At 75.9% G+C, this 18,732-nt stretch carries 14 protein-coding genes; 8 read left to right on the top strand and 6 right to left on the bottom strand.

The annotated features are described in order from the left end of the window. Nucleotides 1–154: 154 nt before the first annotated feature. Entirely contained in the window at nucleotides 155–1,072 is a 918-nt protein-coding gene (locus Sru01_RS18285) for a TNT domain-containing protein (protein WP_203987506.1), read from the top strand. Between the two features lie 281 nt (nucleotides 1,073–1,353). On the opposite strand, the gene Sru01_RS36250 is transcribed toward Sru01_RS18285, so the two are convergent. The 4 genes from Sru01_RS36250 to Sru01_RS18270 all read right to left on the bottom strand — a co-directional run bounded on the left by Sru01_RS36250 (nucleotide 1,354) and on the right by Sru01_RS18270 (nucleotide 5,018). Next, complete coding sequence (locus Sru01_RS36250) at nucleotides 1,354–1,488, bottom strand: hypothetical protein (protein ID WP_275412184.1); 135 nt, start codon at nucleotides 1,486–1,488, stop codon at nucleotides 1,354–1,356. Nucleotides 1,489–1,544: 56 nt separating this feature from the next. Next, a complete protein-coding gene (locus Sru01_RS18280; protein ID WP_203987503.1) occupies nucleotides 1,545–2,498 on the bottom strand; it encodes a HesA/MoeB/ThiF family protein in 954 nt (317 codons plus the stop codon). Between the two features lie 290 nt (nucleotides 2,499–2,788). Beyond that, entirely contained in the window at nucleotides 2,789–3,400 is a 612-nt protein-coding gene (locus Sru01_RS18275) for a cupin domain-containing protein (RefSeq protein WP_203987935.1), read from the bottom strand. 316 nt (nucleotides 3,401–3,716) lie between these two features. Further along, a complete protein-coding gene (locus Sru01_RS18270) occupies nucleotides 3,717–5,018 on the bottom strand; it encodes an MFS transporter (protein ID WP_203987500.1) in 1,302 nt (433 codons plus the stop codon). Nucleotides 5,019–5,224: 206 nt separating this feature from the next. Here Sru01_RS18270 and Sru01_RS18265 point away from each other — a divergent pair, with 206 nt between their 5' ends. Then, nucleotides 5,225–6,067: a site-specific integrase gene (locus Sru01_RS18265; protein ID WP_203987497.1), complete on the top strand. Its 843-nt coding sequence runs from the start codon at nucleotides 5,225–5,227 to the stop codon at nucleotides 6,065–6,067. 87 nt (nucleotides 6,068–6,154) lie between these two features. On the opposite strand, the gene Sru01_RS18260 is transcribed toward Sru01_RS18265, so the two are convergent. Next, nucleotides 6,155–8,347, bottom strand: coding sequence for an NACHT domain-containing protein (locus tag Sru01_RS18260; protein WP_203987493.1), 2,193 nt, complete (start codon nucleotides 8,345–8,347; stop codon nucleotides 6,155–6,157). A gap of 279 nt (nucleotides 8,348–8,626) precedes the next feature. Further along, a complete protein-coding gene (locus tag Sru01_RS18255; RefSeq protein ID WP_203987491.1) occupies nucleotides 8,627–8,992 on the bottom strand; it encodes a VOC family protein in 366 nt (121 codons plus the stop codon). Between the two features lie 458 nt (nucleotides 8,993–9,450). Between Sru01_RS18255 and Sru01_RS18250 the strand changes: the two genes are divergently transcribed. The 6 genes from Sru01_RS18250 (at nucleotide 9,451) to Sru01_RS18225 (ending at nucleotide 18,729) form a co-directional block, all read left to right on the top strand. Then, the gene (locus Sru01_RS18250) at nucleotides 9,451–10,869 is read left to right on the top strand and encodes an SWIM zinc finger family protein (protein ID WP_203987488.1); all 1,419 of its coding nucleotides are present in this window, start codon (nucleotides 9,451–9,453) and stop codon (nucleotides 10,867–10,869) included. Then, nucleotides 10,866–12,365, top strand: a complete 1,500-nt coding sequence (locus tag Sru01_RS18245) for a DUF5691 domain-containing protein (protein WP_239137530.1) — start codon at nucleotides 10,866–10,868, stop codon at nucleotides 12,363–12,365. Before Sru01_RS18250 ends, Sru01_RS18245 begins: the two co-directional genes overlap by 4 nt. A gap of 52 nt (nucleotides 12,366–12,417) precedes the next feature. Next, on the top strand, nucleotides 12,418–13,485 hold the full coding sequence (locus Sru01_RS18240) for an ATP-binding protein (RefSeq protein ID WP_203987483.1): 1,068 nt from the start codon (nucleotides 12,418–12,420) through the stop codon (nucleotides 13,483–13,485). Nucleotides 13,486–13,608: 123 nt separating this feature from the next. Continuing rightward, on the top strand, nucleotides 13,609–15,984 hold the full coding sequence (locus tag Sru01_RS18235) for a DUF5682 family protein (RefSeq protein ID WP_203987456.1): 2,376 nt from the start codon (nucleotides 13,609–13,611) through the stop codon (nucleotides 15,982–15,984). After that, nucleotides 15,984–17,153 (top strand): VWA domain-containing protein, encoded by a 1,170-nt coding sequence (locus tag Sru01_RS18230; protein WP_203987454.1) that lies wholly within the window; start codon nucleotides 15,984–15,986, stop codon nucleotides 17,151–17,153. The genes Sru01_RS18235 and Sru01_RS18230 overlap by 1 nt, the downstream gene beginning before the upstream one ends. Before the next feature lie 208 nt (nucleotides 17,154–17,361). Further along, complete coding sequence (locus tag Sru01_RS18225) at nucleotides 17,362–18,729, top strand: MFS transporter (RefSeq protein WP_239137529.1); 1,368 nt, start codon at nucleotides 17,362–17,364, stop codon at nucleotides 18,727–18,729. The last annotated feature ends 3 nt before the right edge of the window (nucleotides 18,730–18,732 follow it).

Raw genomic sequence — 18,732 nt, 5'->3', positions numbered from 1 at the left:
GTGCCCGGCCCGGCGCGGCCGGAGCGTCCGGCCGCGGTAATCGCGTCGGACCGGCCGCCGGAAAAGGGCGATCCCCGTAATTGCTCCAGTTATCCGCCATGTCCGGCTATCGAGCGATATTCCGGTTCAGGCGGCCGGTGTTCAGGAGGATCCTGTGCGAAATCTTCGCCGGCGCGCGCCGCTGGCCGCCGCCGGGCTCGGCATCGCGGCCCTCTCTCTGTCCGCCGTGCCGGCGCTGGCCGGTACCGTCACCCCGGATCCGGCACGTGCCGTGCCGGCCGGCGCGCCACCCGCCCGGCCCGCCGTCTCCGCCGTGTCCCTCGGCACCGCCGGCTCGACCGCCGCCGGCTCGACCAATGCCGGTTCGACCATTGCCGGTTCGACCATTGCCGGTTCGACCGTTGGCGGTTCGACCGTTGGCGGCTCGGCCGCCGCCGGTGCGGCCGGTCCAGGCGTCCAGGCTCCGGCCCGTCCGGCCGCCGCGGCCGGCGACGGTACCCGGCCGGTCTGCACCGCGCCCTTCATCAACCTGGATCCGCGGCTCGGCCCCAAGTACCTGCCAAAGAAGGGCCTGCTCGGCCGGATCCTCAAGCCCTACGTGCCGCTCGGCGGCCTTTCACCGCAGCGGTTCCTCAACCGTTACTGGGACTTCGCCACCAACTTCTACCGCTTCCCGCCGGACGCCGGCTTCGCCCATGCGGGCGGTTACCCGAACGGGAAGGTGCTGGCCGCCGGGATGACGCTGCGGGCCGGGGAGAAGCTGGACCGGTTCGGCGGGGAGGGCGGCTCGTTCATGGCGCCGCTCGGCATGCCGTTCCCGCAGCGGGCACTGCCGCCCACCAACCTGGACACCAACCCGCAGTCGCCGCAATACCCGTGCAACTACCACCAGTACGAGGTGATCCGCGACTTCGCGGTGGACGGCGGCCCGGCCGCGCCGGCGTTCCAGCAGCCCGGCGGCGGAACCCAGTACCACCTGGTCAGCAGGTTCATCCCCGAGGCGCCGCCGGTCCCCGAGGAGGTGCCGGTGAGCTGGCTCATCGCCAACGGATTCCTGCGCCGGCTCAACTGACCGCCTCCGGTCGCCCGGCGGATGCCGCTGCCGGACATCCCCGGCCACGGCCGCGCGTGGCCGCACGCGCAGGTGCCGGCCAGGAAAGTCGAGCACCCGCCGCCGCGGGCTCAGGCACGGGCCGTGGCCCGCGGCGTGCAGTGTGGTGCGGACCTGGCGGAGTCGTTCCGCCGCCTGCGGGCGGCCGGCGGACGGCCACCCGCCCGGGCCCGGTCCGGTAACGGGCCGGCGGGCGGTCCCCGCGGGCCGCCACCGGTCGCGTCGTCCGGGCCGGGCCCGGTTCAGCTGTTGGAATTCCCGCAGTACGTCGTGGTCGTCTCGACCTTGTCGAGCAGCCGGATCGAGATCCGGTCGACGCCCGTGCCCGCCGTCGTGCCGGTGGACCCCGCCACCGGTACGGATGGAGCCTCTTCCATATCTTCCCCTTTCTCGACGTGGCGGCATCGGTGCCGCCGTGCGCAGCGCCGGGAGGTCATGGCGGGCCGGGGGATGGGGGCCCACATGCCGGGCAGCGGGGGTCCGGCGGGTGGCGGGTATAGACGTGCTGGTCCGGGGCGACCAGGTTGACGCCGGTGACGTAACCGCCGGGCAGCTCCGGCACTCCGGTCACCAGGGAGATGACCGCGTGCGCGGTGAGATGGCCCGACACGCCGGCCGAGGTGGCGATCACCCCCGTGTCACCCAGCACGGGCGGCGGCGCGTCGAGCGACGCCTCGACGGTCTCGGTGAGGCACTCGTAGCAGGGGCCGGCGGGGTCGAAGACGGCCACGCTGACCAGCGGGCCGCTGTACCCGCCGACCGCCCACGGCGTCTTGGCCGCCCGGCACGCCCGGTTGGCCCAGACCCGGATGCCGTCCGGGCCGGCGGGCTCGTCCGCGCACAGCGCCAGCGCGTCGAACCCGCGGACGAGTTCGGCCAGCTCCTCCGCCCGGACGATCTGCCGGACCTCGCCGGTGATCTCGGCCGACGAGTTCACCTCGGCGAGCCGGGCGACCGCGACGCTCGCCTTCGGCCGCCCGATGTCGGACTCCCGGTACAGCGACTGGCGGGTGAGGTTCGACAGTTCCACCACGTCGCGGTCGACGCAGTGCAGGGTGCCCACGCCGCAGGCGGCCAGCGCCCAGGCGGCGTGGCTGCCGGTGCCGCCCAGCCCGAGGACGAGTACCCGGGCCCGCTTGAGGCGGATCTGGGCGTCCCAGCCGTGCGGGCGCGGCCGCAGGTCGACCCGGCGGAAGAAGGCCATGTTGCGCGAGTATCGCTCCTGCTCGGTGGCGCTCAGCTCGCCGGGCGGAGTGGCGGCGGCGTCCTCGACGTATCCCGACCCCACCAGCAGGTCGACGATCCGCTGCGCGGCGTCCACGCTTAGACCGGGGAAACGATCGTGCAGATGGCCGGCGATCTCCCGCTGGGTCCGGGTGCCGTCCATGATGTTGAGTGCGGCCCAGGCGAAACCGTCCGGGTCGGTGATTTCCGCGGCGATCCCATAAATGGCGCCACCAATGCGGATTTTGTCTTGTCCGTATTTATGGGGACGGTGTTCCGGTTTCACTCTGGGCAACCGCACGGAGACCTCGGGTACTCGTGGCCGACGGAACCGGCTAAAGGATGATGCTGGCCCCGGAGGATCTCGTCAATACCGTACTGGACTCGATGCTAATACATTATGAAATGTAGGGATCTGGTAGGAAAATGTGGTGTACGACGCCTTTCTTGCGTTCAGCGGGCGGTGAAGTCGGCGAAGTCGAAGCCGGGGGACACCACGCAGCTGACCAGCACCGCCGCGTCGCCGGCCGGGCGGGCCGCCTGCCAGGTGCCCGCCGGAACCAGCGCCTGCGGCACCTGACCGGCCTCCACCTCCGGACCGAGCAGCACCGTCTCGACGCCCGGCGTCCCGCCGGCCGGCGGGTGCTCGCCGGTGCCGCCGAGCACCAGTGCCAGCGGACCGCCGCGATGCCAGAACCAGACCTCGTCGGAACGCACGGCGTGCCACACCGACTCCTCGCCCGGCTGGAGCAGGAAGTAGATGCCGGTGGCGGTCCGGCGCGGGCCGCCGTACCCGGGCGGCTCCAGCGCCACCTCCGTCCGCCAGGTCTCCCGGTACCAGCCGCCCTCCGGATGGGGCAGCAGGCCGAGCGCCTCGGCGACCGGCGGCCGCTCCCGCACGGCGACGAACCGGCCGCGCACGTCCCGGCGCAGGAACCCGACCCGGTCCCCGTCCACCACGACCAGCTGGCCGGACTCGGTGAACCGCTCGTTGGCGACGCGCAGCGCCTCCTGCTCGCCGGCCACCGGCTCCCCGGGGCCGTCCGGATACGCCTGGAACGTCATCAGCAGCACACCGATGATCTTATCGACACCTGGCCGCCTGGCCACGGGTCACCGCGCAGGCCGCCGGGTCACCGCGCCACCCGGGCGCCGGGTCACCGCGCCACCGCGCCACGGGGCCACCGCGCCACCGGGCCACCGGGCCACCGGGCCACCGGGCCACCGCGTCACTGGGCCACTGGGCCGCCGGGTCATGGCGCGCTGCGGGGCGTCGGTCTGTCGAGCCGCCGGGCGTCCGCCATGGCCGGTCCGGCTGCGGGTGAGGGTGCCTCCGGCGGCTCGCCCGGCGGTCTCGGTGGCGCCGGGCGGACGCGGTCGGTCAGGTACGGCCGGTCCGGCCGGCGGCGGGGGCGGGTTCCGGGGCCGGCGCGGTGTCCGGTGCCAGGGGGAGGCGCCGGATCGCGGGCAGCGCGAGGACGAGCAGCGCGGTGACCGCCTGCCAGGCGGCGCCGAAGGCCAGCACCGGCCCGGCGCCGGCCAGGTCGGCGGCCGGCCCGGCGGCGGCCAGCCCGGCCGGCCCCAGGGCGAACGCGCCGACCGCGGTGAAGGAGGTGACCCGCGCCAGCACCGCCGCCGGCAGGTGCCGCTGGTTGACCATCGCGTACAGGGCGCCGCTCACCGCGGCGCCGACCCCCGCCACCAGCGCCGCCGCGCCGACCAGCGGCACGGGCAGCCCGGCCGCCAGCGCCGCGGACGGCAGCGCCCAGCCGAGCGTGGCGAACGTCGCGACGGCCAGCGGCCGCCGCCACGCGCGGCGCCCGCCGACCAGCGCCAGGCCGCCGGCCACCGACCCCGCGCCGTAACAGGCCATGATGATGCCCCAGTCCAACGCGCCGCCCAGCCGGTCGTGCGCGACCACCGGGCCAAGGACGAGGAACGGGGCCCACACCAGCATGTTGAACAGCGTGAACTGCAGCGTGCTGACCCACAGCCAGCCGCGCGAGCGGAACTCCCGCCAGCCCGCGCGCAGCGCGGCCGCCTCGGATCCTCCGCCGGACGCGGCGGGGGAGTCGTCCACCGCCAGCCGGGCCAGCATGATCGCGCTGAACGCGTAGGTGGCGGCGTCCAGCGCGATGACCGGCCCAGGGCCGGCCGCCGCGACGGCGAGGCCGGCCAGCGCGGGGCCGCTCACCGTGGCGAGCGACTGCGCCAGCCCGCCGAGCGCGTTGGCATCCTGCAGCTTGCCCTCGTACTGCCGGCCGGCCGCCGCGACCCGGGGGACCACCGCGCCGCGCGCGGGCAGGTAGCAGGCCTCGCCGGTCCCCGATATCACCGCCAGGACGGCGAACACCACCGTCGGCGGGCGGCCGGACATCAGCGCGACGGCGAGCGCCGCCTGGCCGAGGCAGCGGATCAGGTCCCCGGCCACCATCATCCGGCGTGGTCCCAGCCGGTCGGCCAGCACTCCGCCGGCCGGCATCAGCACCACCATCGGCAGGATGCGGGCGGCCATGACCAGCCCGAGTTCCCGCCCGGACCCGCCGGCGCCGAGCACCGCGAAGCTGAGCGCCAGCGAGGCCATGGCCGAGCCGAGCAGGGACGCCGCCTCACCGGCGAAGAACAGCCGCAGGTCGCGATGGGCGAGCGGGACGAGCCGCCGCCGGACCGTATCTCCGATCACGCCCGCCAGCCTGACGCCGCGCCCCGGCACTCTTCAATACCTTCGCTGAGGAAAGTTGAGTCCCTTTACTGCAGCAACGGCGCGCACAGCAGGCCGGGAGGAACCACCTGGTCGAGGGCATTGCCGCAGCGGTAGGGTCGGCTCATCGTCATCACCGGCGTCTGTTTTTTACTGCGGTAGAGCCCTAGTCCGCAGGAGGGAGTCACGTGGCCACCGGCCCGGCACCGGTCGAGCATCCGGCACCGGTCGAGTACGCGGTCGCCGCCGAGCTGTACCTGGCGAGCCTGCGCCTCGGGACGGCCTCCCGGCGCGTCTACCGCATCGCGCTGGCCACCTGGGCCTGGCACCTGGTCGGCCGGGTGCCGCCGCCCGGCCGGTCCCGGCGCGGCGCGGCGCCGCCCGTGCTGCCGCTGGCGCTGCTGGACCCGCCGGACGGCGCCCGCCGGCTGCGGGACGCCCTCGAGCGGCGCGCGGCCGGCGCCGACCCGCGCACCGTCGGGCGCGAGCTGTCCATCCTGCGCGGCGCGGTCACCTGGTGGCGGACCAACGGCTGGATCACCGGCGACCCGCTGCACCGGCTCCGCCCGCCCGCGGCGGCCGCCGCCGCACCGGCCGCGGTCCTCGGCCCTGAGCACCTCAAGGCGATCTTCCGGCTGCCCGCCGGGCTGCGGGAGCAGGCGTGCTGGCGGCTGGTCCACGAGACGGCGGCGCCGATCGAGCGCCTGCTGGCCCTGGACGTGGACGACCTCGACCTGGTCCGCCGCCGGATCCGCGCCGAACCGGCCGTCCGGTGGGGCGCCGGGGCCGGCCGGCTGCTGCCGCTGCTGGTGGCCGGCCGGGCGTCCGGGCCGGTGTTCCTCACCGAGCGTCGCGCCGCGGCCGGGACGCCGGCCCGGGACCGCTGCCCGGTCACCGGCCGCGGCCGGCTGTCCTACCGGCGCGCCGCCGAGCTGTTCACCGCCGCCACCGCGCCGCTGGACCCGGCCGGCCGCGGCTGGACCCTCCGCGACCTGCGCACCGCCCGCCGGCCGGTCGCGCCCACCGGCTGAACCGCGCCGAAGCGCCGGGTGCCCGTCATCCGAATGGCGGCCGTCTTCAGGTGCCGCACCCTGGCGTTCACCGCAGGTGGCCCGAGATCACCCGGGTGAGCGGCCGCCGGACTCCGCCGGCTTCGATCCGGCCGACGGTACGAACGGCGCGCTGTCCCCGGCGGCGAATCGGTGCACATGATCGGGCTTGACGCGGCCGCGCGCGTCGGTCAGCGACGCGAGGTACTCCAGCAGTGACCGGTGCACGAACAGGTACCCCTCACCGGCCGGCCGCATGAACTGGCAGCGCACGGCGTGGTCCAGGAACGGCCGGCTCGGCAGGGGGAAGAGACCGGCCCGCCGAAGTCCCCGGCGCAGCAGGTACTGCTGGATCGCGGCCTGGCCGCCGAGCGCGCCGAGCCCGTACAGGAAGGTGCCGAAGGCGACCAGCGCGCCCACCGCCAGGCCGCGGGCGGCCAGCGAGGTCAGCGCCACGACCAGGCCGGTGAACGTGCCGGCCGCGGTCCCGAGGGCGAGCGCCGTACGCACCCCCTCGGCCAGCACTCCGCGCACCCGCGGCCCTGGCACCTCGCTCCACCGGGGACCGGGCTCGGCCTGGTATACCGCTTCGGCGAACCGCCACACCACCACCCCCGCCACCGTCATCACCACGGCGACGGCCGCCGCGCCGCCGGCGACCGCCGGCCATCCCTGATCCCATCCGAACAGCGCGCCCGCCGCGGCCCCGGCCCCGAGGGCGGCCGGCCGGGCCCGCCGCACCTTGCGATCGTGATGGAGGCGGATGCGGTACCGGCGCTCGAACCGCCGCTCGCGTCCGGTCAGCAGCCCGAAGTCGCGCTTCAGCGTGTGGACGGCCTGGGCCCATCTGGTCCGGCCGAACCTGGTCTCCCGGCGTTCTTCGTCCACGCGCAGGGTGAGATGTAGCAGATCCAGCCGGAGCGGCGGGTAGGCGACGCTCCTCGGCCTCCCGAACAGCGAGCCGACGGCGATGGCGCCCAGCGCGCCCGGCAGGCCCGCGGCGAGGTAGCCCGGGATCGCCAGCAGCGACGCGCCGGCCAGGCCCATCAGCCCGGCGCCATCGTCCAGCAGGAACCGCCCGCCGGCGTCGATCGCCCATGTCTCCCGGACGCGGTCCGGAGTGAACAACACCTGCGCGTCGCGATTCATCTGGTGGGCCAGGAACGCGAGCCAGGTCACGGTCTGCTCGACACCGAACCGGGGGTCGGGCCGGCGGCGCACCATGGTGGCCGTGTACGTGTCGAACAGCAGCCACCGGCGCGGCCCGTCGCCCGGCTCCCCGGGCGCGGCGACCGGCCCGCCGTCGCGGTAGGCGAGCGCCATCACGCTGAGCAGCAGGGGCGAGTCCAGCAGCTCCCACAGGCCGGGATCGGCGGCCAGCGCGGCGCGCATGCCGGCCAGCCCGGCACCGCCCTCGCGCAGGAAGCGCTCCACCGTCGCGCGTTCCAGCGGCAGGACGGTGAGCGTGCCGTACACGTCCAGCCGCGCGGTGAGCTTCTCGTAGTCGGTGGTCCGGCTGCACACCACCAGCGGCGTGAGCCGGTGTTCACCCCGGAACGCGTTGATCTCCTGGACGCAGTCCTCGCGGTACTTCTCGGCCACCTCGTCCAGGCCGTCCAGCAGCAGCGCCAGCCGGTCGCCGTGGAGCCAGGCCTCGGCGTATCGCGCCGGGATGTCGTACCGGGTGCCGACCTCACCGGCGACCCACTCGGCGAACGGCCGGCGCTCGGCCGCCCAGCCCGGGAGTTGCAGGACGACCGGCACCGGCTGCCGGTCATCGGCCGCCGCCCGGTCGAGCAGGTGCTCCAGGAGCTCCAGCAGCAGCGTGGACTTCCCGGCCCCCGGCGCGCCGGCGATCAGCATGGCCCGGTCCAGGTCGTCGTAGACCTCGGGCACGGCGCTCGCCGGGCGCGGACGGCGGTCCGGTCCGTGCCGGCGGGTGGCGGTCATCCGCCACGGGCGCGGCAGGCCGTCGGCCACCGCGAGCCCCAGCTCCACCCGCGCCGTCCGGTGCAGCGAATGGCGCAGCACGCCGTCGATCCAGGTGCCGCGCACCCGTTCCAGCGCCACGGCCCGCGCCGCCTCCGGGTTCCCCGGGTCACCGGCGTGCCCCGGCCGGTCCAAAGCGAGCACGGCGAGATACGCCAGGCCGTAAACCAGCAGAGCCAGGACCGGCCAGGTTGCCCACCACGGTAATCGCAGGTCGTCCAGCGGGCTCGACACCAGGTTCGTCGCGATGCCGGCCAGCGCGGTGCCCACCACGGTCGCGACGGCGACGAGGATCGGCCGCCGTGACCTGAGCCGATGCCCTAGGCGCGGGCCGGTCGTTCTCGGTAAGTGGGGCCGCGCCACGTCGGAGCGCCTCCTGGAAGCGATGCGAAGCGATTTTTCATGAACCGCCCGATGCTACCGCCCACCCCGGCGCGGAACCGGGACAACCAGCGATGTCACCGCGCCCCCCATCTGCCCGCCCGCCGGACGGCTCGGGTCACGGCAGGGCGGTACGGACCTCGCCGGCGGTCACCGGTGAGGTCCCGCCGGTCAGCCGTGCTGGGACGCGCGCGCGCCGAGGACGCAGAACTCGTTGCCCTCCGGGTCGGCGAGTGTCACCCACGACACGTCCTCGTCCTGGCCGACGTCCACCCTGGTCGCGCCCAGGGCCAGCAGCCGCTCCACCTCCACCTGCTGGTCCTGGGGCCGGAAGTCCAGGTGCAGCCGGTTCTTCGCCTTCTTGCCCTCGGGGACCGGCGCGAACAGCAGCCCGGGGAGGATCTCCTCGGCCACCCGGATCTCGTACTCGTCCGCCGACCCGTTGACGACCACCCAGCCCAGGGCCTTGGACCACCATTCGCCCAGCCGGACCGGGTCGGCCGCGTCGATCACCACTTGCTCCCAGATAAGACTCATGCCCTCCTGCGTACCCGACGACGATTACTTATGCGGTGTTTCTTGGCGCGCTGTGTTTTTTGGCGCGCGCTTCGCGCGCGCGGGTTCGGGCGCCTTCAGCCGGCGTTGTTCGAGCGTCGCTCGCAAGTCTTCGTTCCTCAGGCTTACTCGCTCCTCCTCACAACACCGGCGCGCCCGAACCGGCCTGGGAGGGGCCTACGGCGGATGAATCACTCGCTCCGCGCGAAATGGGGGAGTCCGCCTCGCCGGAGCGGCCTGGGAGGGGCCTGCGGCGGATGACGTGACGGTCGGTGGGGCGGTGGGGAGGTGAGGCTCCATGGGGGGGCGGGGTCGGGTTCGTGTCGAGTTCGTCCTAGGTGTCTTGGGCGGGGCGAGTGGGAAGATCTGCCCTTTCACCTGGGAGTGTTGGCCCTGACGAGGGCCGGATTTTGTCGGAGGGCGCCGATAGTGTGCCGCTCGTGATCGAACGTTGGAGCCGTGATCAGGTGCTCGCGCTCGCCCCCGACGCCTCCTCCCAGAAGGGGGCGCACAGCGTGAGCGGCCCGGCGAAGTGGCCGGCCGCCGGGCTCGCGGCCGGGCTGCTGTGGGGCGAGTGCAAGGGCAGCGGTGCCACGCCGTACCGCGCCTGTGTCGATCTCGCCGAGCCGGCCTACCGGTGCAGCTGCCCGAGCCGGAAGTTCCCGTGCAAGCACGCGCTCGGCCTGCTGCTGCTCTGGTCGGCCGACGGCGTGCCGCCGGCCGACGCGCCGCCCTGGGCGGCCGAGTGGCTCGAGCAGCGCCGCGCCCGCGCGGCCAAGGCCGCGAGCCCGGCACCCGAGGCGGCCGGCCCGCCCGCCGCGGCCGCGGACGGGGCCCGGCGCGACGCGGGCGGCGGTGACCAGCAGGCCGCCGCCCGCCGGGCCGCCCAGCGGGAGGAGCGGGTGGCCGCGGGCCTGTCGGAGCTGGAGCGCTGGCTGGCCGACCAGATCGCCCACGGGGTCGCCGGGGCCCGGCAGGGCGCGCCCGCGCAGTGGACGGACCTGGCCCGGCGCCTGGTCGACGCGCAGGCCGCCGGCGTGGCGGGGGTGGTGTCGCGGCTGCCCTCGGTGCTCACCGCCGAAGACTGGCCGGCCCGCCTGCTGGGCGAGTACGGCCTGCTGCACCTGCTCGCGACCGGATATCACCGCGCGCCGGAGCTGCCGGGCCCGCTGCGCGACACCGTCCGCTCGCGGGTCGGTTTCCAGGTCGCCCGGGAGGAGGTGCTGGCCGGCCCGGTGCTGCGCGACCGGTGGCACGTGCTGGGGCACCGCGACGACCAGCAGGACAACCTCATGTCCCGCCGGGTCTGGCTGAAGGGCGAGTCCACCGGCAGGTTCGCGCTGGTGCTGTCCTTCGCGCCGCCGGGGCAGGCGCTGGACGCCTCCCTGGTCAGCGGGTCGCGCGTCGAGGCCGAGCTGGCCTTCTATCCGGGCGCGGCACCGCTGCGCGCCCTGGTGGCCGCCCGGCATGGCGCGCTCCCCGCGACCACGCCGCCCGGGGGTGGCGTGGCCGAGGCGCTGGCGGAGGTGGCCGCCGCCCTGGCGGGCGACCCCTGGCTCGACTCCTGGCCGGTGCTGCTGTCGGGCGTGGTGCCGGCCCGGGGCCGGGACGGCTGGCTGCTCGGCCATCCGCCCGGCCCGTCCGCCGCACCGGCGGCCGAAGGCGGGCCCGTCGCCGAGGACGACGAGCCGGCCGGTCCTGCGGTGGACGGCCTGGCGCTGCATCCGGCGGGCGGCACGCCCTGGCGGTTGCTCGCGGTGTCGGGCGGCCATCCGCTGACCGTGGCCGCCGAATGGACCCCGGACGGCCTGCGCCCGCTCAGCGCGTGGGCCGAAGACGGAGAGGTGGTTCTGCTGTGAGCACGATCGACGACCCCGAAGCGTCGCCCGGCCCGGCGCCGGACGTGGTCGCGGTGGCGGAATGGGAGCGTCTGGTGTCGGCGGCACTGGTCGGCACCGACCGGCGACCGGCGCCGGGCCTGCTGGACCGGGCCGCGGCGCACGTCGTCGGGGCGCGGGCGGGCCGCCGGCCGTCCCGGGGCCGGCCGCTGCCCGCCGCGCCCGCCGAGGCGCAGCCGCCGGTGCCGCGCGCCGCCGGTGACCGGGTGGCGCGCATGCTCGACGGGGAGCAGCCGCGGCTGCTGGCGGAATGGCTGGAGGCGGCCGCGGCCCGCGGCCTGCGGCTGCCGCCGGGCCTGCTGCCGCGCGTGCTGGACCTCGGCGCCCGCGATCGCTCGCTGCGCGCCCCGATCGGCGTGCTGGCCGGGGAGCGCGGCCGCTGGCTCGCCGGGCTCAACCCGCCGTGGGGCTACCTGCTGCACGAGGCCACCACGCCCGGTGGTGCCCCGCCGCCCGCCGCCGGCGACGCGGCGGGCGGCGGGCCGGACGCCGAGACGCTGCGCCGGTGGGAGTTCGGCACCCGCGGCGACCGGCTGTCGGCGCTGCGCGGGCTGCGAGCCGTCGACCCCGCCCGGGCCCGCACGCTGCTGCTCTCCGGCTGGGACCGGGAGGCGCCCGAAGACCGGGCCGCCTTCGTCAACGCGCTGGCTGACGGGTTGTCCATGGCCGACGAGCCGTTCCTGGAGTCGGCACTGGACGACCGGCGGCGCGAGGTGCGCACCCAGGCGGCCGACCTGCTGACCCGCCTTCCCGACTCCCGGCTCGGCCGCCGGATGGCCGCGCGGGCCGCGGCCTGCGTACGACCGGCCGGTGACATGTTGCACGCCGAGCCGCCGCAGGCGTGCGACGGCGGAATGGAACGCGACGGCATCCGGCTGCGCGCCCCGGGCGGCACCGGGCAGCGCAGCTGGTGGCTGCAGCAGATCATCGCGCACACCCCGCTGCCGTTCTGGACCGCCCATCTCGGCCGCACCGCCAAGGAGATCGTGGCGCTCAACCGCGGCGAGTGGTCCCGGGAGATCAGGCTCGGCTGGGAGCGGGCCACCGTGCTGCAGAACGACCCGACCTGGGCGCGCGCGCTGTTCGCCGTCGAGCCGCTCACCGACCTGCTGGCCGTCCTGCCCGTCGAGGAACGCGCCGACAGGGCGGCCGAGCTGGTGCGCGACCAGCCCGTCGACGGACAGCTGATCATGATGCTGGGCGGGGTGCCGGCGCCGTGGGGCGCGGCGCTGACCGGCGCGGTGCTCGACAAGATCGTCGATACCGCCGGCCGCCAGCCGTGGAATCTGGCCGAGCTGGTCCGGCTGGCCGGGGAGCGCGCCGACCCGGCCATGCACGCGGCCGCCGCCGCGCGCTCGCCGGAGCCGCCCGTCCAGGAGGCCGCCGCCACCCTGCGCTTCCGCTTCGACATGCTGGCCGAGCTGGGGCCGCCCGGTGATCGACGACCACCGGGCTGATCCCGCCGGCCGATGCCCCCTCAAGATCCCCTCGACCGATCACGGAGATGTGATGACGACCGTTCTGCGACCGCACGCGGAGGACCAGTTCGCCGAGGAGCTGGCGCTGCTGGCCAAGTCCGACGACCGGCCGCGGCCGCCCGGCTGGCGGCTCTCGCCGTGGGCGGTCACCACCTACCTGCTCGGCGACGGTGCGCAGGTGACGCCCAAGTACATCGGGCCGCGCCGCATCGTGGAGGTGGCCGTCGCGACCCTGGCCACCGACCGCGCGCTGCTGCTGCTCGGTGTGCCGGGCACCGCCAAGACCTGGCTGTCGGAGCACCTGGCCGCGGCGATCAGCGGTGACTCGACGCTGCTGGTGCAGGGAACGGCGGGCACCGCCGAGGAGGCCGTCCGGTACGGCTGGAACTACGCCCGGCTGCTGGCGGAGGGGCCGTCGCGGGCCGCGCTGACCCCGAGCCCGGTCATGCGGGCCATGGCGGAGGGGCGGCTGGCCCGGGTGGAGGAGCTCACCCGGATGCCCTCCGACGTGCAGGACGCGCTGATCACGGTGCTGTCGGAGAAGACGCTGCCGATCCCCGAGCTGAACGAGGAGGTGCAGGCGGCCCGCGGGTTCAACGTGATCGCCACCGCCAACGACCGCGACCGCGGCGTCAACGAGCTGTCCAGCGCGCTGCGCCGCCGGTTCAACACGGTGGTGCTGCCGGTGCCGGCCACTGCCGAGGAGGAGGTGGACATCGTCGCCCGGCGGGTCGCCCAGCTGGGCCGCTCCCTCGACCTGCCGTCCGAGGCGGCCGGCCTCACCGAGATCCGGCGGGTGGTGACGGTGTTCCGCGAGCTGCGCGCCGGGGTGACCGCCGACGGCCGCACCACGGTGAAGTCGCCGAGCGGCACCCTGAGCACCGCCGAGGCCATCTCCGTGGTGACCAGCGGCATCGCGCTGGCCGCGCACTTCGGCGACGGCGTGCTGCGCGCCGGCGACGTGGCGGCGGGCATCGTCGGAGCGGTGGTGCAGGACCCGGTGTCGGACCGGGTGATCTGGCAGGAGTACCTGGAGACCGTCGTGCGGGAGCGCACTGACTGGCGTGACTTCTACCGCGCCTGCCGCGATGCGTCCTGAGCCGGTGCGCGCCCGGCCGGCACCGGGCCCGCCGGGCGGGACGGGGCCGGCCGCCTGCGCTTCGGCCCGGCCGCGCCGAGCGGTGACGGCCGGCCGGGTGGAGCTGCGAAGAAGGGAGCGGGGATGACCACGTTCACCGTGATGGGGGTGCGGCACCACGGCCCGGGGTCGGCCCGCGCGGTGGCCGCCGAGCTGGCCCGCCTGCGTCCCGACATCGTGCTCATCGAGGGCCCGCCGGAGGCCGACCCGCTGGTCCACCTGGCCGGCGACCCGGGCATGGAGCCCCCGGTGGCGCTGCTGGCGCACGTGCCCGGCGAGTCGTCCCGGGCGGCGTTCTGGCCGTTCGCCGCCTTCTCCCCCGAGTGGCAGGCGATCCGCCACGCGCTGGCCGCCGGCGTCCCGGTCCGGTTCTGCGACCTGCCCGCCGCGCACGCCCTGGCCGAGCCCGTCCCGGGTCTCGCGGAGCCCGCCGCTCCTGGTCCGGGTTCGGCGGGCTCCGGTCCGGCCCCGGCGGGGTCCGGCCCGGGCGCCGGGAGTGATCAGGCGCCGGGCGATCGGGACGCCGGGCAGGTACCGGCCGGGCCGGAGACGCGGGCGGACGATGCCGGCGGTGCGCCGGGCGCTCCGGTGGTGGGGGAGCGGCGTGATCCCATCGGGGAGCTGGCCCGGGCGGCCGGCTATGACGATCCCGAACGCTGGTGGGAGGACGCGGTCGAGCACCGGGGGGACACGCCCTTCGAGGTGATCGCCGACGCGATGGCCGCGGTGCGGGAAGGGCACGTGCCGGACGAGCGCGAGGCCCGGCGCGAGGCGTACATGCGCCGGACCATGCGGGCCGCCGCCAAGGAGGGGTACCGGAACGTCGCGGTCGTCTGCGGCGCCTGGCACGTCCCGGCGCTGGTCCGGCCCGGCCCCGGCGCGCCGGACGACCGCCTGCTGAAGGGCCTGCCCAAGGTGAAGGTCGAGGTCACCTGGGTGCCGTGGACCTACGGCCGGCTCGCGTCGTGGAGCGGGTACGGCGCCGGCGTCACCTCGCCCGGCTGGTACGACCACCTGTTCGCCGCGGCCGACCGGCCGGTCGAGCGGTGGCTGGCGGCCGCCGCGGCGGTGCTGCGCGAGGAGGACCTGCCGGTGTCCTCCGCCCACGTCATCGAGGCCGTCCGGCTGGCGGAGGCGCTGGCCACCGTCCGCGGCCGGCCGCTCGCCGGGCTGGGGGAGGTCACCGAGGCCGTGCGGGCGGTGCTGTGCGAGGGTGACGACCTGCCGGTCGAGCTGGTGCAGCGCCGGATGGTGGTCGGCGAGCGGCTCGGCGCGGTGCCGGACACCACGCCGATGGTGCCGCTGCAACGCGACCTGCGCGACCGGCAGCGCAGGCTGAAGCTGCGCGCCGAGGCGCTCGAACGCGAGCTCGACCTCGACCTGCGCAAACAACTCGATCTCGACCGCAGCCGGCTGCTGCACCGGCTGGCGCTGCTCGGCGTCCCCTGGGGCCGGCCCCGGGAGGCCCGGGGCAAGGGCACCTTCCGCGAGTCGTGGACGCTCGAATGGCGGCCCGAGTTCGACATCGAGCTGATCGAGGCGGGCGCGTACGGCACCACCGTGCCGGCCGCCGCCACCGGGCGGGTCCGCGAGCTGGCCGGCCCGGGCTCCAGGCCGCCGGATCCCGCGGGTCCGGGCGCCGCGCGCCGGCCCGGCCGGACCGCGGCGTCCCTGGCGGAGCTCACCGGCCTGGCCGAGCGGTGCCTGCTCGCCGACCTGCCCGGCGCGCTGCCCGCCGTGCTGTCGGCCATCTCGGCCCGGGCGGCGCTGGACAACGACGTCACCCACCTGATGGCCGCGCTGCCGGCGCTGGTGCGCGCCCAGCGGTACGGCGACGTGCGCGGCACGCCGGCCGACGGGCTGGCCGGCATCGTCGCCTCCCTGCTCGACCGGGTGTGCGCCGGGCTGCCCGCCGCGGTCACCGGGTTGGACGACGACGCGGCCCGCGAGCTGGCCGGCCATATCGACGCGGTGCACGCCGCCGCCGGCCTGCTCGGCTCGCGCGGCGACGCCTGGACGGCCGCCCTGCGCGGCCTCGCCGGGCGGCGCGGCCTGCCCGGCCTGATCGACGGCCGGCTCACCCGCATCCTGCTGGACGCCGGCGAGTTCGCGGCCGAGGAGGTGGCGCGGCGGATGTCCCGGTCGATGTCCCCGGGCAACCCGCCCGCCCGGGCGGCCACCTGGGTCGAGGGCTTCCTGTCGGGCGGCGGCCTGCTGCTGGTTCACGACCAGGCGTTGCTCGGCCTGGTCGACGCCTGGCTCACCGGCCTGTCCGGCGAGGCCTTCGTCGACGTGCTGCCGCTGCTGCGCCGCACCTTCGGGGCGTTCCCGGCGCCCGAGCGCCGGGCCGTCGGCCGGCGGGTGGCCGCCGGCGAGACGGCGGCGGCCGCGCCCGAGACCGACGAAGAGCGCGCGGCACCGGCCGTGCGCACCGTGCTGGCGATCCTGGGGAGGGCCTGATGGACGAGCGGTTGCGCAGGTGGCGGCTGGTGCTCGGCGGCGACGCCGACGGCACCGGTTGCGAGCTGGGCGGCGACGACGCCCGGATGGACGCCACGCTCGCCGCCCTCTACAACAGCGGCGGCTCCGGCGGGTCCTCCGGCGGCGACTCCGCCCGGGGCGCCGGTCTCGGCGGTTCGGCGCCGCGGGTCGCCCGGTGGCTCGGCGACATCCGCTCCTACTTCCCCTCGACGGTCGTCCAGGTCATGCAGAAGGACGCGATCGAGCGGCTCAACCTCACCCGGTTGCTGCTGGAGCCGGAGATGCTCGAGGCGGTGGAGCCGGACGTGCATCTGGTGGGCACGCTGCTGTCGCTGAACCGGGTGATGCCCGAGACCGCGCGGCGCTCGGCCCGCGAGGTCGTCCGCAAGGTGGTGGCCGACCTGGAGCGCCGCCTGGCGCAGCGCACCCGGGCCGCGGTGACCGGCGCGCTGGACCGCTCGGCGCGTACCCACCGGCCGCGGCGTGCCGCCGATATCGACTGGGACCGCACCATCCGGACCAACCTGAAGAACTACCTGCCGGACCGCGGCACCGTGGTGCCGTCCCGGCTGGTGGGGTACGCGCGCCGGCAGCAGGCGATCGTCCGCGAGGTGACGCTGTGCATCGACCAGAGCGGGTCGATGGCCGCGTCGGTCGTGTACTCCAGCGTCTTCGGCGCCGTGCTGGCCTCGATGCGCTCGCTGCGCACCTCCCTGGTGGTCTTCGACACCAGCGTGGTCGATCTCACCGACCAGCTGCACGACCCGGTCGAGCTGCTCTTCGGCACCCAGCTGGGCGGCGGCACCGACATCAACCGGGCCATCGCCTACTGCCAGGGGCTGATCACCCGCCCGGCGAACTCCATCTTCATCCTGATCAGCGACCTGTACGAGGGCGGCGTCCGGGAGGAGATGCTGCGCCGGGTAGCGGCGATGACCGCGGCGGGCGTCCAGGTCATCGTGCTGCTCGCCCTCTCCGACGAGGGCCAGCCGCACTACGACCGGGACAACGCCGAGGCGCTCGCCGCGCTCGGCGTCCCGGCGTTCGCCTGCACGCCGGACGCCTTCCCCGGGCTGATGGCCGCCGCGATCGAGCGCCGCGACATCGCCGCCTGGGCCGAGCGCACCCTCGCCGTCCGCACCGGCTGACCGCGGCGGCTGACCGTGCCGGTTGGCCGTGCCGGTTGGCCGTGCCGGTTGGCCGTGCCGGTTGGCCGCGGCTGGCTGCGGCGGCTGACCGGCGCCGGTCGGCCGCGGCGGCTCCGGCGCCGGAGCGTGGTGCCCCGCGCGACCTAGGACGGAAGGCCGAGCACGGGGACCGATGCGATCTGTCGGTGCCGATCCATAGGTTGGACAGGTGTCTTCCACAGTGATCGAGTCCCCGGCCGCCGCGCCGTCCGGCGTCTTCGGCCGCCCCTACCGGGCGCTCAGCACCGGCATGGTGGCGCTGGTGTTCCTGATGGCCTTCGAGTATCTGGCGGTGGCCACCGCCATGCCGGCGGTGGCCCGTGAGCTGGACGGGCTGGCGCTCTTCGGCCTGGCGTTCAGCGGGTCGATGGCCGCCGGAGTGATCGCCACGGTGGCCGGCGGACGGTGGAGCGACGTGCGCGGCCCGGTCGCCCCGGCGTGGGCGGGCGTCGGCGCCTTCGTGGCCGGGCTGCTGGTCGCCGGGTTCGCGCCCACCATGCACATCCTGGTGGCCGGCCGCTTCGTGCAGGGCGTCGGCGCCGGCCTGTTCTCGGTGGCGCTGTACGTGCTGGTCGCCCAGGTGTACCCGCCGGCCATGCATCCCAAGGTGTTCTCGCTGCTGGCCGCGGCCTGGGTGCTGCCGTCCCTGGTCGGCCCGGCGGTCAGCGGCATCGTGGTCGAGCACGCCGGGTGGCGCTGGGTCTTCCTGGGCGTGGCGCTGGTCTCCCTCCCGGCCGCGCTGGTGCTGTGGCGCGGCCTGGCCGGGCGGCCGACGGCGCCGCGGGACGAGCCGGCCGCCCCGCCGGCGGGGCGGTTCGCCGTCCGGCTCGCCTGGGGCGGCATGGTGGCCGCCGGGGCGACGCTGCTGCAGTACGGCGGCGGGCTCGGCACCTCCGGCCTGCCGCTGCTGCTGGCGGGCCTGGCCGTGCTGGCCGTCGCGCTGCCCCGGCTGCTGCCCGCCGGCACGATGCGGTCGGTGCGCGGGTTCCCCTCGGTGGTGCTGCTGCGCGGGCTGACCGCCGGCGCGTTCTTCGCCGGCGACGCGTTCGTCCCCCTCATGCTGACCACGTCGCGCGACCTGAGCGCCACGCAGGCCGGGCTGTTCCTCACCGGGGGCGCGCTCAGCTGGTCGCTCGCCTCCTGGGTGCAGGGCAGGCGTCCCGGCAACCGCCGACTGCTGCTGCGCGGCGGCACCGCGCTGATCGCGGTGGGTGTCGCCGGCGCCGCGACGCCGGCCCTTTCCGCCGTTCCGCTGGCGGTCGGGTTCGTCGCCTGGCTGATCGCCGGCTTCGGCATGGGGCTGGTGTACCCGACGCTGTCGGTGCTCACCCTGGAGCTGTCGGCGGCCGGGGAGGAGGGGCGGAACTCCTCGTCGCTGCAGATCGGCGAGTCGGTCTTCGCCGTCGTCGTCCTGGCGGTCACCGGTGCGGTCTTCGCCGCGGCCGGCACCGCCGGGTGGGTCTTCCTCGCCTGCTTCGCGGTCATCCTGGTCCCGGCCCTCCTCGGCGCGCTGGCCGCCGGCCGGGCCCGGGGCTGACGG

This window comes from Sphaerisporangium rufum, assembly GCF_016863395.1.
Taxonomy (GTDB): domain Bacteria; phylum Actinomycetota; class Actinomycetes; order Streptosporangiales; family Streptosporangiaceae; genus Sphaerisporangium; species Sphaerisporangium rufum.
Note: the sequence above shows the minus strand (reverse complement) of the source record. Positions and strands in the feature narration are given on the sequence as shown.